Source organism: Bacillus cereus group sp. N14, from assembly GCF_016483555.1.
Classification (GTDB): domain Bacteria; phylum Bacillota; class Bacilli; order Bacillales; family Bacillaceae_G; genus Bacillus_A; species Bacillus_A wiedmannii.
This window is the reverse complement of the sequence record NZ_JAEHBQ010000011.1, coordinates 154,394-168,612: the sequence shown is the minus strand read 5'-3', so window position 1 is coordinate 168,612 and position 14,219 is coordinate 154,394. Positions and strand designations below refer to the sequence as shown.

Below are 14,219 nucleotides of genomic sequence, written 5' to 3'. Positions count from 1 at the left end.
CATATTGGAGGGATGAATCCTTGCAAAAAAACGATCGCAGCCATATAAAAGCTTATGCTTTAATGTCAGGTATTCTTGCTCAGTTAGTCGGTTCTATTCTTATTGGAATCTTTGGTGGGCAGTGGATTGATAGTAAGGTTGGAACGTTTCCATTGTTTCTTATTATAGGGTTATTACTCGGATTAGGAACAGGGATATACGCAATGATTCGACTCATTCGACATTACTATTCGGGAGAGCAATGATGATAGACGTACATGGACTTGTCCAAAGACAAAAGAAATATATGTACTACTTGCTTGCGCTTCTAGTGCTAGGATGGGGATTCACCTCTTACAAGGATGTATTTCTTGGACTGATTATCGGAACGATTTTCAGTTTTCTTAGTTTGCGCATCATTGCACGTAGAACAGACAAGCTGTTGGATCGCGTAACAAATGGAGAAAACGTGAAGTTTAAGGCGACAGCGGTAAGTACATATTCGAGATTCGCCACGATTGGGTTATTAATTTTATTTGCAGCCAAATATCAAGAGTTAATTGCGATGTGGGGCCTAGGTGTAGGATTGCTGACAGGATATCTTGTCATGATCATAGATTTTCTTTATTTAGAGTATAAGAGCAGGGAAGAGAGGTGAATTACTAGTGGAACACGGTAAATTAGTTGAATTTCTAGGTTTAACGTTCGATTTGTCATCAGTTATGATGGTTACTGTAGCAGCAGTTATTGTTTTCTTAATCGCTGTTATCGGAACTCGCAGTTTAGCCCTTCGCCCAACCGGGATGCAAAACTTCATGGAATGGGTGTTTGACTTCGTGAAAGGGATTATCAATAGTACGATGGATTGGAAAACAGGTGGACGTTTCTTAACGCTTGGCGTTACGCTTATCATGTTTATCATCGTATCGAACTTCCTTGGTTTACCATTCATGTATTCAACAGTTGAGGCTGGCGAACATATTGCATGGTGGAGATCACCAACGTCTGATCCAGCAGTTGCATTAACATTAGCCGTGATGGTAGTTACCCTCACCCATTATTATGGAATTAAGATGAAGGGTACGAAAGAATACGTAAAAGGTTATTTCCAACCTATGAAATTCTTATTCCCATTAAAGGTTATTGAGGAGTTTGCTAACACATTAACGTTAGGTCTTCGTTTATTCGGTAACATTTATGCAGGTGAGATCTTATTAGGATTACTTGCTAAGTTAGGCGGAGCATCATTCCTTGGAGCATTAGGTGCGCTTGTACCAATGTTAGCATGGATGGGATTCAGTGTGTTCGTTGGATCAATCCAGTCATTTATTTTCGTTATGTTAACGATGGTTTATATGGCTCATAAAGTAAGCCATGACCATTAATATAATTTAAGTAAGAAAAAATTTATTTTTTTATAATACAAAGGAGGACAAATTAAATGAGTTTAGGTGTAATCGCAGCTGCAATTGCAATTGGTTTATCAGCATTAGGTGCAGGTATTGGTAACGGTCTTATCGTATCACGTACAATCGAAGGTGTTGCTCGTCAACCAGAATTAAAAGGCGCACTTCAAACAATTATGTTCATCGGGGTTGCTTTAGTTGAGGCACTTCCAATCATCGGTGTAGTTATTGCATTCATCGTAATGAACAAATAAGGGAGACTCCCCTTACATAGATGGCGAAGAGTGTTTTTCCGAACTTTCTTCGCCATTGCTTTATGAACGAAACGTATGTCTTTTTTTTTCATATGATCAATTTAGATATTTTGAAGGGAGTGAATCCTTGTGCCAACTTTATTATTAGGGGCTTCCATTCCATTTGGAACGATTGCTTATACATTGTTCATTTTCTTACTTCTATTAGTAATGCTACGCAAATTCGCGTGGGGTCCTTTAATGGGAATTATGAAAGAACGTGAAGAGCATGTTACTAATGAAATCGACGCTGCAGAAAGAAGTAATGCTGAAGCGAAGAAATTAGTAGAAGAACAACGTGAAATGTTAAAACAATCGCGTGTTGAAGCACAAGAGTTAATCGAAAGAGCGAAAAAACAAGCTGTAGATCAAAAGGATGTTATTGTTGCTGCTGCGAAAGAAGAAGCAGAATCAATTAAAGCATCTGCTGTACAAGAAATTCAACGCGAAAAAGAGCAAGCGATTGCTGCTTTACAAGAACAAGTCGCTTCTTTATCTGTTCAAATTGCTTCTAAAGTAATTGAAAAAGAGTTAAAAGAAGAAGATCAAGTTAAGCTAATTCGCGATTATATTAAAGAAGTAGGAGAAGCGCGATGAGCAATGGGATTGTAGCAAAACGTTATGCTGTCGCTCTTTTTAAAATTGCAAAAGAAAAACACGTATTAGAAATGTTTGAAGAGGAATTACGCCTTGTACAAAACGTTTATGTAAAGAACGAAGACCTACATAGCTTTTTAACGCAACCGAACATTTCAAAGGAACAAAAGAAAACGTTTCTTGCAAACGTATTCGGATCTGTTTCTGAATCTATTTTAAATACGTTATATATTTTAATTGATAACAAACGCATTGATATTTTACCTGAAATTGCAGATGAATATGTTGTTCTTGCTAATGAAGAACGTAACGTAGCCGACGCAACTGTATATTCTACTCGTCTTCTATCAGAAGAAGAGAAGCTTAACATTGCAGAAGCATTTGCAAAGAGAACGGGAAAAGATGCAATTCGCGTAAAAAATGTTGTAGATGAAGATTTACTAGGCGGCATTAAAGTACGTATTGGAAATCGCATTTACGATGGAAGCTTACAAGGAAAATTAGCACGTATTCAGCGTGAATTAATGAAGAATAGATAGGGGTGAAGCACATGAGCATCAGAGCTGAAGAAATTAGCGCACTGATAAAGCAACAAATCGAGAACTATCAGTCTGAAATCGAAGTTAGTGATGTTGGTACAGTTATCCAAGTTGGTGACGGTATTGCGCGTGCTCATGGTCTTGATAACGTTATGGCTGGTGAACTTGTAGAGTTCTCTAACGGCGTTATGGGGCTAGCACAAAACTTAGAGGAAAACAACGTAGGTATCATTATTTTAGGACCTTACACAGAAATTCGTGAAGGTGACGAAGTTCGTCGTACTGGTCGCATCATGCAAGTACCAGTAGGAAAAGAACTAATCGGTCGTGTTGTAAACCCATTAGGTCAACCAGTTGATGGTTTAGGCCCAATCAATACAACAAACACTCGTCCAATCGAAAGTCCAGCACCAGGTGTAATGGATCGTAAATCTGTTCATGAGCCACTTCAAACAGGTATTAAAGCGATCGATGCTCTTGTACCAATTGGCCGTGGTCAACGTGAGTTAATCATTGGTGACCGTCAAACAGGTAAAACAGCAGTTGCACTTGATACAATCATTAACCAAAAAGATGAAGATATGATTTGTATCTATGTAGCTATCGGACAAAAAGAATCAACTGTACGTAACGTAGTAGAAACACTACGTAAGCACGGTGCATTAGATTACACAATCGTTGTAACTGCATCAGCTTCTCAACCAGCTCCATTATTATACTTAGCTGCTTATGCTGGTGTAACAATGGGTGAAGAGTTCATGTACAATGGTAAACACGTATTAGTAGTATATGATGACTTATCAAAACAAGCAGCGGCTTACCGTGAGCTTTCATTACTATTACGTCGTCCTCCAGGTCGTGAAGCATATCCAGGGGATGTGTTCTACTTACATTCTCGCTTATTAGAGCGTGCAGCAAAATTAAGTGATGCAAAAGGCGGCGGTTCTTTAACTGCACTACCTTTCATCGAAACACAAGCAGGGGACGTATCAGCTTACATCCCAACAAACGTAATTTCTATTACGGATGGACAAATCTTCTTACAATCTGACCTATTCTTCTCTGGCGTACGTCCAGCGATCGATGCGGGTACTTCTGTATCTCGTGTAGGTGGATCTGCTCAGATTAAAGCAATGAGTAAAGTATCAGGTACACTTCGTCTTGACCTTGCATCTTACCGTGAGTTAGAAGCGTTCGCTCAGTTCGGTTCTGACCTTGATAAAGCAACTCAAGCGAAACTAAACCGTGGTGCTCGTACTGTTGAGGTATTAAAACAAGGATTACACAAACCATTACGTGTAGAGAAACAAGTTATCATTCTTTACGCTTTAACACGTGGATTCCTAGATGATATCCCGGTAGTAGATATCACTCGTTTCGAAGAAGAATTCCATGCTTGGTTAGATTCTAATGCGACTGACTTATTAGAAGAAATCCGCACAACTAAGAAACTTGCGGATGACGACAAATTTGCAGCAGCTATTAATGGATTTAAAAAAGTATTCGTAGCTTCTGAATAATAAAAGCGGAAGCGGCTCGTCCTGAATGTGAGGGGGGGGGAGCTTCTGACGAAGAGGCGGTCTTTGCCTCGTAGGAAGAAGTGAAGCCACCGAACATTCAAGCCGCTGGAGCTAGATAATATATAAAAGGCATCTCAAGATTTGAGATTGCTGACGGTTATGTAAAGGAAAAGAGTAGGTGCACCTATTCTTTTCCTTCAATCATGAGCAAGAATATCTTGCAACGTAGATTAGGAAGAGGATTCTTACTAATCGTGCCAACTTCTGGAAAAAAGGTGGTGAAAACCTGTGGCATCTTTACGCGATATAAAAGCGAAGATTACCTCGACAAAGAAAACGAGCCAAATTACGAAAGCGATGGAGATGGTATCTGCATCTAAGTTAAACCGTGCAGAGCAAAATGCTAAATCTTTCGTTCCGTATATGGAAAAGATTCAAGAAGTAGTAGCGAGCATTGCGCAAGGAAGTAAAGGGATTAATCACCCAATGCTAAATTCGCGCCCTGTAAAGCGTACAGGGTACATCGTTATTACATCTGATCGCGGACTAGCAGGTGGTTATAACAGTAACGTATTACGTACAGTAAGTAACGTAATTCGTGAACGGCATAATATGGATTCAAACCAATATTCAATTATTGTGCTTGGCCGACTAGGACGTGATTATTTAAAACGTCGCGGCTTTAACATCATTGATGAAGTAGTTGGATTATCTGACCACCCATCATTTACTGATATTAAAGACCTTGCTTCTCGAGCAATTGCGATGTTCGCAGATGGTGCTTATGATGAGCTGTATATTTACTACAACCATTACGTAAGTAAAATTTCACAAGAAGTAACGGAAAATAAAATTTTACCGCTTACTGATGTGGCGTCTGACAAACCGACGACAGCTTATGAATTCGAACCTTCTGAAGAAGAAATTTTAAAAGTATTATTGCCACAATACGCAGAAAGCTTAGTGTACGGTGCATTACTAGACGGTAAAGCAAGTGAACACGCAGCGCGTATGACAGCAATGAAGAGTGCTACAGACAACGCAATGGAAGTTATCGATTCACTTACACTTTCATTCAACCGTGCGCGTCAAGCAGCGATTACGCAAGAGATTACGGAAATCGTTGGTGGAGCAGCAGCGTTAGAATAGTATTAAAAAGCGGAAGTGGTTCTTTCAGGAGAACTGCGAAAGCTACACTAATAAAAAATTAAAAGCCGACTTCTCTTAGAAAGCTGGCTAATTAAAAGAAAGCTAGGAGGGAACCCGATGAATAAAGGGCGCGTTACGCAAATCATGGGTCCGGTTGTAGACGTTAAGTTTGATGGCGGAAAGCTACCAGAAATCTACAACGCCCTTACGGTAAAACAAAGCAACGAAAACGGAACAAGCATTAACTTAACATTTGAAGTTGCACTTCATTTAGGTGATGATACAGTTCGTACAGTTGCAATGTCTTCCACAGATGGACTTGTTCGTGGCACAGAAGTAGAAGATACTGGTAAAGCAATCTCTGTACCAGTTGGTGATGTAACACTTGGTCGCGTATTTAACGTATTAGGTGATGCAATTGACTTAGATGGTGAAGTTCCTGCGGATGTACGTCGTGATCCAATTCACCGTCAAGCACCTGCATTCGAAGAATTATCTACTAAAGTAGAAATTCTTGAAACTGGTATTAAAGTAGTAGACTTACTTGCTCCTTATATTAAGGGTGGTAAGATCGGTCTATTCGGTGGTGCCGGTGTAGGTAAAACTGTATTAATTCAGGAATTAATTAACAACATCGCACAAGAACACGGTGGTATCTCTGTATTCGCTGGTGTAGGTGAGCGTACTCGTGAGGGTAACGATTTATACCACGAAATGAGCGATTCTGGCGTAATTAAGAAAACTGCGATGGTATTCGGACAAATGAATGAGCCACCTGGAGCACGTCAACGTGTTGCATTAACAGGTTTAACAATGGCTGAACATTTCCGTGATGAGCAAGGACAAGACGTACTATTGTTCATCGATAATATCTTCCGTTTCACGCAAGCAGGTTCTGAAGTATCTGCCCTTCTTGGTCGTATGCCATCTGCGGTAGGTTACCAACCGACACTTGCAACAGAAATGGGTCAATTACAAGAGCGTATTACATCTACAAATAAAGGGTCTATCACGTCTATCCAAGCGGTATATGTACCAGCCGATGACTATACGGATCCAGCACCAGCTACAACGTTCGCTCACTTAGATGCAACAACAAACTTAGAGCGTCGTTTAACACAAATGGGTATTTACCCAGCCGTAGATCCATTAGCATCTACATCTCGTGCACTTTCTCCAGAAATCGTAGGAGAAGAGCATTATGAAGTAGCTCGTCAAGTACAGCAAACTTTACAGCGTTATAAAGAGCTTCAAGATATCATCGCTATCTTAGGTATGGATGAGTTATCTGAAGAAGATAAGTTAGTTGTACATCGTGCTCGTCGTATTCAATTCTTCTTATCTCAAAACTTCCACGTAGCTGAGCAGTTTACAGGTCAAAAAGGTTCTTACGTACCTGTAAAAAATACAGTTAGCGGATTTAAAGAAATTCTAGAAGGAAAATATGATGACCTTCCAGAAGATGCATTCCGTCTTGTAGGTGGTATTGAAGAAGTTATTGAAAACGCGAAGAAAATGATGGCGTAAGGCCTTAGGAGGGACGAATTATGAAGACATTTCCAGTCAGTATTGTAACTCCTGATGGACCGGTTTACGAAAAAGAAGTAGAAATGGTAAGCGTAAAAGCAGAGAGTGGGGAAATGGGGATCTTACCGGGTCACATTCCAACTGTTGCACCATTAAAAATTAGTGCAGTTCGTCTGAAACATGGTGGACACACTGATTATGTAGCAGTAAGCGGTGGCTTTATCGAAGTTCGTCCAGATAAAGTAACTGTATTATCATCATCTGCTGAAGAAGCAAACCATATCGATATCCATCGTGCAAATGAAGCGAAGCGTCGCGCTGAACAACGTATGCAAGATAAACAAGCACATGTTGACTTTAGACGTGCAGAAATGGCATTACAACGTGCTGTGAACCGTTTAAACGTTTCCGATATGAAATAAAAAATCCGTAAAGGCTTTGCCTTTACGGATTTTTTTGTGTAGTTCATGGATAATTTTACAAAAATGGTATACTTATATTGATGCTTGTATAAGTAGAGAATGTACAACAATTTATAAAGGGGATGAATAAATGATCGGTGAAATGAAACGAGAAGCGTTGCACTCTTTAAAGGGAAAATGGGGGCTAGGTGTTGGATCAACGATTTTATATTTTATTTTAAGTTATGTTGTTTCAATGGCTGCAATGCTTATAATGTTAATTCCAGGAATTATTATATTTTTCTTAGTTGTTAGCTTAACTGGATCAGTTGAAGAGGAAACGATGTCAATCGGAGCAGGTATTACATTTGGTATTTTTTATTGCATCATAATAATTTTGAGTAACGCATCGTATGGAATTACATCATACGGTTATACAAATGTATTTTTACAGATTAGTAAACGAGAAGGTGCTAAAATAGATCACTTATTCGAAGGATTTCGTGGCTTTAAAAGAATGATGAAAACGATGTGGGCAATGCTTGCGATTTTATTATATACAGGTACATGGATTCCAATGTTGCTAGTAGCCTTATTCGCATTTTTCGGTGAAGAAGGAAATACGTCGTTTACTATCGCTTTCTTTGTACTATTAGCTATTTCAATCGTTGTTATGATTGTGATGTATTTTTCTTATGCGATGACGTACTATGTAATGATTGAAAATCCAGAGTATAGTGTGTCACGAGCAATGAAAGAAAGTAAGCATCTTATGAAGGGACATAAGTTAGATTTGTTTCTTTTATGGCTTAGTTTTATAGGATGGGGTATTTTAGCAATTCTTACACTTGGAATTGGTTTTCTTTGGCTTAGCCCGTATATGAGTACAACGACAGCGCATTTTTATCGTTATCTTTCAAAAGACGAATTGTAGTAGGAACATGCTATACTAATAGAGTTATTACGTATAGGAGGAACAATATGATTAGTGATTTAAAAGGAGAAGCGTTAGATTCATTAGAAGGGAAATGGGGATTAGCTGTCGGGGCAACATTACTGATTTCGATTCTTATTTTAGCTTTTAGCTTTAGTATTGATTTCATTTTCTCTCAATTTTGGGATTGGAAAGAAGTAAATAACTCACTTTCAGTAGACGTTATTACAATATTGATGGTAGGTCCATTAACGCTAGGTGGTTATCATTTAGCGCTACATATCATTCATGAAAAGGAAGCACGTATTGGGCATATATTCAGATGGTTTACAGAAGGAAGTAAGTTTATAAAGTCATTTTTATTATATATAGTAGTGAACATTTATATTTTCTTATGGTTTTTACTATTTATTATTCCAGGCATTATTAAATCATTTTCTTATGCGATGACGTACTTCATAATAAATGATCATCCTGAGTATTCCATAAATCAAGCTATTACAGAAAGCCGTCGTATGATGGATGGACATAAGATGGAGTATTTCATTTTATGTTTAAGCTTTATTGGTTGGTTTATATTAAGTTGTATTACGCTCGGGATTGGATTCCTATGGCTAATTCCATATTTTTATACGACGTCAGCAGCTTTTTATGAAGAAATTGCAGAGGAGTATTACGAGAAAACAATTCCGACACTATAAAAACACCCAGTATGAGCTATTGGTTCATACTGGGTGTTTTTTGTAGAAATTTTATAAATTGATGACTAGTAAGTGGTTTACTGAAATAGTAGCCTTACATATATTTACAGTTGTTCTTTTGTAGAAACTTAAGTTGTTTTTCTGTTTCAATTCCTTCAGCAACGACAGAAAGGTTTAAAGTATTTGCAAGGGAAAGGATAGTGGAAACAATAGCTCGTTCCTCAGGCCGATGATCGGCTAGTTGTGTAAATTCTCTCGGTACTTTTAACGTATCTATAGGGAAAATTGATAAATAAGCGAGAGAAGAATAGCCGGTACCGAAGTCATCAATGGACGTTTGAATACCATATTCCTTTAATTGTTTTAGTCTTGATAATGTTTCTTTTTCATCAATCATTGCAATGCGTTCTGTTAACTCAAGTGTTATATACTTTGGATCGACTTTAATGTCTGTTAGTATTTGTGAAATGTTCTCGATTAAATTCTCTTGCTGGAACTCTTTTGCAGATAAGTTCACACTTATTTTTAAATCTGTGTAGCCGAAAGTATGCCATATTTTTAACTGGCGACAAGATTCTTTTAATACCCAATGACCGAGTGGAACGACTTGTGGCGTCTCTTCTACAATTGGAATGAACTCACATGGCGGAATGTCACCTAGGAGTGGGTGTTTCCAGCGTATTAATGCTTCAGCACCAATAATCTTTTTCGTCGTAATATCAATTTGTGGTTGATAGACGAGATAAAACTCTTCGTTTACTAAAGCGAGTGGTAAATCTTTTTCAATTCGAGCTTTTCGTTCCATTTTTTTATACAATTCTTTCGTGTACAGAGAGCTACCATTTTTTCCTTTATTTTTTGCTTCGTACATGGCCATATCAGCATGCTGTAAAATGGACAATGGATCTTCACCTGCTTCAGGATATATTGCAATCCCGATGCTCGGTGAGATTTGTAAATGTTGACTTTCAATTTCGAATGGTTCGTTCATGGCTGCTACAATCGTATCAGCCATTTTTTTTACATCGGGTCTTTTTTTATAATTTTCGATAAGGATTGTGAACTCATCCCCAGCTAGCCGGGCGAGCTTCATATTTGGTGTCGATAGTCTTTCTAGTCTTTTTGCTACGGCAATTAATAGAAGGTCTCCTACCCTATGACCGAGGGTATCATTAATAACCTTAAAGCGGTCTAGGTCGAGAAACATAACAGCAAAAGGCCTTTTTGATATTTCGGATCGAGCAATTGCTTGTTCTACATATTGATGAAATGCACGGCGATTTGCAAGCTCTGTTAAAGTATCATGATATGCTAGAAAATTAATTTGTTCTTGTTGTTGTTTGCTTTCCGTAATATCTTTAATCATTAAATAAACACCAGAAATATGATCCTTTAAAAAGATAGGAACTGCTGTAACATGCAAGTAGTAAATATCCCTATTTTTATGATATGCCCGTACTTCTAAAGAAATAGATTTCCCCTTTTTTACCCGATGAAAGGCACTAATGATTTCTTCCAAATCTTCTTCATACATAAGTGAATAGTAAGGTTGATTTAATAATTCATTCGTTTGATAACCGAGCAAAGTAGTACCAGCGTTATTCACTTTGAGAAAATTACCGTACAAATCTAAGGTGAAGATTGGATCTGGATGATGCTCATATAAAGATTTAAACATCTGTTGGTTATGATATAGTTCATTTTTTTGTTCTACTAAATCTTCTGTACGTAGTTCAATTTGTTTTTCGAGTTCCGAGTTGAATTGCATTTGGGCTAGTAATAATATTTTATTTTGTTTTCGAACTAAACTATGGCGTATGAGAACGAAGGAGAAAGTTATTATAAGCCCGATTACTACAATAGGTGCAAAAACATATTCAACTAGTATAAAAACAATAAGCATTACTACAGAAATATAAGGTAATGACAATCTGATCGATTCCCCAAGTTTAGGTGTTAATAGTACTTGCTCTTGTCTTTCAGGTTCTTTTGTATGCAGAATACAGGCGATTGCCACTAGTACTAAAGTTACTTGATAGAGAGGAGTAACTGTAAACATAGAATACTCGGGTGTGAAGTATTTGATATAAGCATAAATCGCATCTGTAGTAGCATATAAAATTAAAGCACTGCCAAGAAGCGCACCAACTTTTTTGGATAATAAGGATAATGGCTTGAATAACAGATTGATTCCTATGAGAAGAAAGAGCAAATCGGCCATTGGATAGGTAAGTTGAACAAATATGTCGATATAGGATGTTGAAGAAACGTGAATGGTGCGTTCAATAAGTAAGTAGTAACTTAAAGTGAATTGTGCTGTAACAATAATACAAATATCACATATCATAAAAAGCTTTTCTAATAAATCGCGGTTATAGATGATTTCATATAGAAAGGCAAATGCAAAGCTAATTAAAAAAAGTAAGTAAAAAAAATCGGACGGATCAACGAATGTATAGTAGTCCTTTAAAATTAAACGTTGATAGGCAACGACCATATCACCAATGAAATAAGAGAGGGTTCCAACAGATAAAATGGTCCAAAATAAACGAGGTAACCCTTCTTTCCTATTTGAAAAATAAAGTATATAACTACAAGCGATAATATCAATGAATAAGGTACTCATTCCAATTAATATTTGAAAAGGAAATGAGTATTCATATAGAAAAGGCATTGCCACGTAATGAATCGCTATAGATAACAATATAATGCTTATAAGAATACTTACATGTGTTTGTTTTTTCATTTATCTCACCCACGGTATATACATATAAATTCCTCTTTTTATTTTTTATTGTTTCTTGAAACATATATATAATTTCTATACTTATTTTACACAGGTTTAGCGAGTTGTAAAAATAGATTTCAATAATTCTCGTTTCGGTCCCCAATATATCGACATAGGAATTTGAAGTTTGCTATAATGATTAAAATAGTTGCATTATTTAGAAAAATTTAAAAATAATAATTACTGCAACTAGGACATATTGTTTACTAAGTGAACTTGTTCTTAATTCAGGGGGGAGGGTTTCACAATGGCAAGTGTATATGAAAATAGTTATATGATCGTTTTGATTTTCTTGCTATTAGGTATATTGCTGCCGGTAGTGGCTCTTACATTAGGAAAGATGCTGCGTCCAAACAAACCAAGTGCAGCGAAAGCGACGACGTATGAGAGTGGGATTGAGCCTTTTCATGATGCAAATATTCGGTTTCATGCTCGTTATTATATTTTTGCTTTATTGTTTGTCATCTTTGATGTAGAAACTTTATTTTTATATCCATGGGCTGTTGCATATGACAAGCTCGGTTTATTTGCACTGATTGAAATGCTCATCTTTGTTGTAATGTTGCTAGTTGGATTAGCGTATGCTTGGAAAAAGAAGGTGTTACAATGGTTATAAATTTTGAGGAATTACATCCAAATGAGCGGGCGGAATTAGAACGAAATATCTTTTTTTCTACATTGGAGCAGTTAAAAGGATGGGCACGAAGCAATTCTTTATGGCCGATGACATTCGGACTGGCATGCTGTGCAATTGAAATGATGGGAGTAGGTTCATCACATTACGATTTAGATCGATTTGGGTCATTTTTTCGGACATCGCCAAGGCAATCGGACGTTATGATTGTGTCGGGAACAGTAACGAAGAAGATGGCTCCTATTGTTCGGCGTTTATACGATCAAATGCCTGAACCAAAATGGGTGATTGCAATGGGATCTTGTGCGACAGCAGGTGGCCCATATGTAAATTCATACGCTGTTGTGAAAGGTGTGGATCAAATTGTACCAGTTGATGTGTATATTCCTGGTTGCCCACCCAATCCTGCTGCTTTAATTTATGGAATTAATAAATTGAAAGAAAAAATTCGTTACGAGGCAAAGACGGGAAAGCAGGTGACGAATAAATGAGTGATCCAAATAAAGACCTAGAGGATTTGAAAAGAGAAGCGGCTAGGCATGCGAAAGAAGAGGCGAGAAAGCGTCTCGTTGCGAAACATGATGCGGAAATAAGTAAACTTGAGGAAGAAAATCGAGAAAAAGAGAAAGCGCTACCAAAAAGTGATGGTATGACTGTGGAAGAAGTAAAACGACGTGCAGCAGCAGCCGCCGCAAAAGCAAAAGCGGCAGCATTAGCAAAGCAAAAAAGAGAAGGAACAGAAGAGGTAACGGAAGAAGAAAAGGCCAAAGTGAAAGCGAAGGCAGCAGCAGCCGCGAAAGCAAAAGCGGCAGCGTTAGCAAAGCAAAAAAGAGAAGGAACCGAAGAAGTAACGGAAGAAGAAAGGGCCAAAGCGAAGGCGAAGGCAGCAGCAGCCGCAAAAGCAAAAGCGGCAGCGTTAGCGAAGCAAAAAAGAGAAGGAACCGGAGAAGTAACGGAAGAAGAAAAGGCAAAAGCGAAGGCGAAGGCAGCAGCAGCCGCAAAAGCAAAAGTGGCAGCATTAGCGAAGCAAAAAAGAGAAGGAACCGAAGAAGTAACGGAAGAAGAAAGGGCCAAAGCGAAGGCGAAGGCCGTGGCGGTAGCAAAGGCAAAGGCAGCGGCTTTAGCGAAGCAGAAGGCCTCGCTAGGTGATGGGAAATCGGGAGATGAAAAGGCGAAGGCAATTGCAGCAGCGAAGGCAAAAGCGGCAGCAAGGGCGAAGACAAAGGGCGCTGAAGGTAAAGCGGAAGAGGAGCCGAAGCAGGAAGAGCCATCCGTGAATCAGCCGTATTTAAATCAGTATGTTGAAGTTATTAAGGGGAAAATTGGAGAGGATACGTTAGTAGATTCCTACATTAATAAACTTTCAAAAGATGTGCCAACTCTTGTGGTGGAGCCCTCAAAATATTATGAAGTAATGGAGTTACTGCGATTCCATGAGGGACTTGCTTTTGATTATATGTCAGAGCTACATGCGACGGATTTTGTGACACATATGGAAGTATATGTTCATTTATTTTCATATGGAAAGAAACAGTCAGTAGCGGTGAAGGTGAAGTTGGATAGGGAAGCACCAGAAGTAGAGTCGGTTGCAGCGCTTTGGAAAGGAGCGGACTGGCCAGAGCGAGAAGCGTATGATTTGCTCGGCATTGTATTTAAGGGACATCCGAATTTATCACGTATTTTAATGCCTGATGATTGGATAGGGTATCCGCTTCGGAAAGATTATGAACCGTATGATGTGGAGGTGTAGC

The 14,219-nt window shown here is 38.3% G+C and carries 15 protein-coding genes and 1 pseudogene; 15 read left to right on the top strand and 1 reads right to left on the bottom strand.

What is annotated here, in order from left to right; all coding sequences use genetic code 11:
* Positions 1-20 precede the first annotated feature (20 nt).
* The 12 genes from JDS82_RS17245 (at position 21) to JDS82_RS17190 (ending at position 9,046) form a co-directional block, all read left to right on the top strand.
* Complete coding sequence (locus tag JDS82_RS17245; RefSeq protein WP_001171220.1) at positions 21-245, top strand: AtpZ/AtpI family protein; 225 nt, start codon at positions 21-23, stop codon at positions 243-245.
* Positions 245-637: an ATP synthase subunit I gene (locus JDS82_RS17240; protein ID WP_000567600.1), complete on the top strand. Its 393-nt coding sequence runs from the start codon at positions 245-247 to the stop codon at positions 635-637. Before JDS82_RS17245 ends, JDS82_RS17240 begins: the two co-directional genes overlap by 1 nt.
* Positions 638-644: 7 nt before the next feature.
* A complete protein-coding gene (gene atpB / locus JDS82_RS17235; protein ID WP_000399874.1) occupies positions 645-1,364 on the top strand; it encodes a F0F1 ATP synthase subunit A in 720 nt (239 codons plus the stop codon).
* A gap of 56 nt (positions 1,365-1,420) precedes the next feature.
* On the top strand, positions 1,421-1,639 hold the full coding sequence (atpE, locus tag JDS82_RS17230; RefSeq protein WP_000052064.1) for a F0F1 ATP synthase subunit C: 219 nt from the start codon (positions 1,421-1,423) through the stop codon (positions 1,637-1,639).
* 129 nt (positions 1,640-1,768) lie between these two features.
* On the top strand, positions 1,769-2,275 hold the full coding sequence (gene atpF, locus JDS82_RS17225; protein WP_001142625.1) for a F0F1 ATP synthase subunit B: 507 nt from the start codon (positions 1,769-1,771) through the stop codon (positions 2,273-2,275).
* On the top strand, positions 2,272-2,814 hold the full coding sequence (gene atpH, locus JDS82_RS17220; RefSeq protein ID WP_000064681.1) for a F0F1 ATP synthase subunit delta: 543 nt from the start codon (positions 2,272-2,274) through the stop codon (positions 2,812-2,814). The genes atpF and atpH overlap by 4 nt, the downstream gene beginning before the upstream one ends.
* Before the next feature lie 11 nt (positions 2,815-2,825).
* On the top strand, positions 2,826-4,334 hold the full coding sequence (gene atpA / locus JDS82_RS17215) for a F0F1 ATP synthase subunit alpha (RefSeq protein WP_000027510.1): 1,509 nt from the start codon (positions 2,826-2,828) through the stop codon (positions 4,332-4,334).
* Between the two features lie 288 nt (positions 4,335-4,622).
* Positions 4,623-5,483 carry a F0F1 ATP synthase subunit gamma gene (gene atpG, locus JDS82_RS17210; protein ID WP_000157704.1) on the top strand — a complete coding sequence of 287 codons (861 nt, stop codon included), beginning with the start codon at positions 4,623-4,625 and terminating at the stop codon, positions 5,481-5,483.
* Positions 5,484-5,600: 117 nt separating this feature from the next.
* Positions 5,601-7,010, top strand: coding sequence for a F0F1 ATP synthase subunit beta (gene atpD, locus JDS82_RS17205; RefSeq protein ID WP_046960137.1), 1,410 nt, complete (start codon positions 5,601-5,603; stop codon positions 7,008-7,010).
* 20 nt (positions 7,011-7,030) lie between these two features.
* Positions 7,031-7,432, top strand: a complete 402-nt coding sequence (atpC, locus tag JDS82_RS17200) for a F0F1 ATP synthase subunit epsilon (RefSeq protein ID WP_000847206.1) — start codon at positions 7,031-7,033, stop codon at positions 7,430-7,432.
* A gap of 130 nt (positions 7,433-7,562) precedes the next feature.
* Positions 7,563-8,345, top strand: a complete 783-nt coding sequence (locus tag JDS82_RS17195) for a DUF975 family protein (protein WP_199713637.1) — start codon at positions 7,563-7,565, stop codon at positions 8,343-8,345.
* Between the two features lie 47 nt (positions 8,346-8,392).
* Positions 8,393-9,046 carry a DUF975 family protein gene (locus JDS82_RS17190; RefSeq protein WP_199713636.1) on the top strand — a complete coding sequence of 218 codons (654 nt, stop codon included), beginning with the start codon at positions 8,393-8,395 and terminating at the stop codon, positions 9,044-9,046.
* A 16-nt stretch (positions 9,047-9,062) separates the two neighbouring features.
* Here the strand turns inward: JDS82_RS17190 and JDS82_RS17185 are convergent.
* Positions 9,063-11,792: pseudogene (locus tag JDS82_RS17185) on the bottom strand (putative bifunctional diguanylate cyclase/phosphodiesterase).
* Positions 11,793-12,081: 289 nt separating this feature from the next.
* Between JDS82_RS17185 and nuoA the strand changes: the two are divergent.
* The 3 genes from nuoA to JDS82_RS17170 are packed head-to-tail and all read left to right on the top strand — an operon-like array spanning position 12,082 to position 14,218.
* A complete protein-coding gene (nuoA, locus tag JDS82_RS17180) occupies positions 12,082-12,450 on the top strand; it encodes an NADH-quinone oxidoreductase subunit NuoA (protein ID WP_000179270.1) in 369 nt (122 codons plus the stop codon).
* Positions 12,441-12,959 carry an NADH-quinone oxidoreductase subunit NuoB gene (gene nuoB / locus JDS82_RS17175; RefSeq protein WP_000236331.1) on the top strand — a complete coding sequence of 173 codons (519 nt, stop codon included), beginning with the start codon at positions 12,441-12,443 and terminating at the stop codon, positions 12,957-12,959. The genes nuoA and nuoB overlap by 10 nt, the downstream gene beginning before the upstream one ends.
* Positions 12,956-14,218, top strand: coding sequence for an NADH-quinone oxidoreductase subunit C (locus JDS82_RS17170; protein ID WP_199713635.1), 1,263 nt, complete (start codon positions 12,956-12,958; stop codon positions 14,216-14,218). Before nuoB ends, JDS82_RS17170 begins: the two co-directional genes overlap by 4 nt.
* Position 14,219: the final 1 nt, after the last annotated feature.

What these genes read in the sequence shown, in the direction of transcription:
- JDS82_RS17240 (WP_000567600.1), top strand. Translation starts at nt 245, where the DNA reads ATGATAGACGTACATGGACTTGTCCAAAGACAAAAGAAATATATGTAC.
- atpE (WP_000052064.1), top strand. Translation starts at nt 1,421, where the DNA reads ATGAGTTTAGGTGTAATCGCAGCTGCAATTGCAATTGGTTTATCAGCA.
- atpH (WP_000064681.1), top strand. Translation starts at nt 2,272, where the DNA reads ATGAGCAATGGGATTGTAGCAAAACGTTATGCTGTCGCTCTTTTTAAA.
- atpA (WP_000027510.1), top strand. Translation starts at nt 2,826, where the DNA reads ATGAGCATCAGAGCTGAAGAAATTAGCGCACTGATAAAGCAACAAATC.
- atpD (WP_046960137.1), top strand. Translation starts at nt 5,601, where the DNA reads ATGAATAAAGGGCGCGTTACGCAAATCATGGGTCCGGTTGTAGACGTT.
- atpC (WP_000847206.1), top strand. Translation starts at nt 7,031, where the DNA reads ATGAAGACATTTCCAGTCAGTATTGTAACTCCTGATGGACCGGTTTAC.
- JDS82_RS17195 (WP_199713637.1), top strand. Translation starts at nt 7,563, where the DNA reads ATGATCGGTGAAATGAAACGAGAAGCGTTGCACTCTTTAAAGGGAAAA.
- JDS82_RS17190 (WP_199713636.1), top strand. Translation starts at nt 8,393, where the DNA reads ATGATTAGTGATTTAAAAGGAGAAGCGTTAGATTCATTAGAAGGGAAA.
- nuoA (WP_000179270.1), top strand. Translation starts at nt 12,082, where the DNA reads ATGGCAAGTGTATATGAAAATAGTTATATGATCGTTTTGATTTTCTTG.
- nuoB (WP_000236331.1), top strand. Translation starts at nt 12,441, where the DNA reads ATGGTTATAAATTTTGAGGAATTACATCCAAATGAGCGGGCGGAATTA.
- JDS82_RS17170 (WP_199713635.1), top strand. Translation starts at nt 12,956, where the DNA reads ATGAGTGATCCAAATAAAGACCTAGAGGATTTGAAAAGAGAAGCGGCT.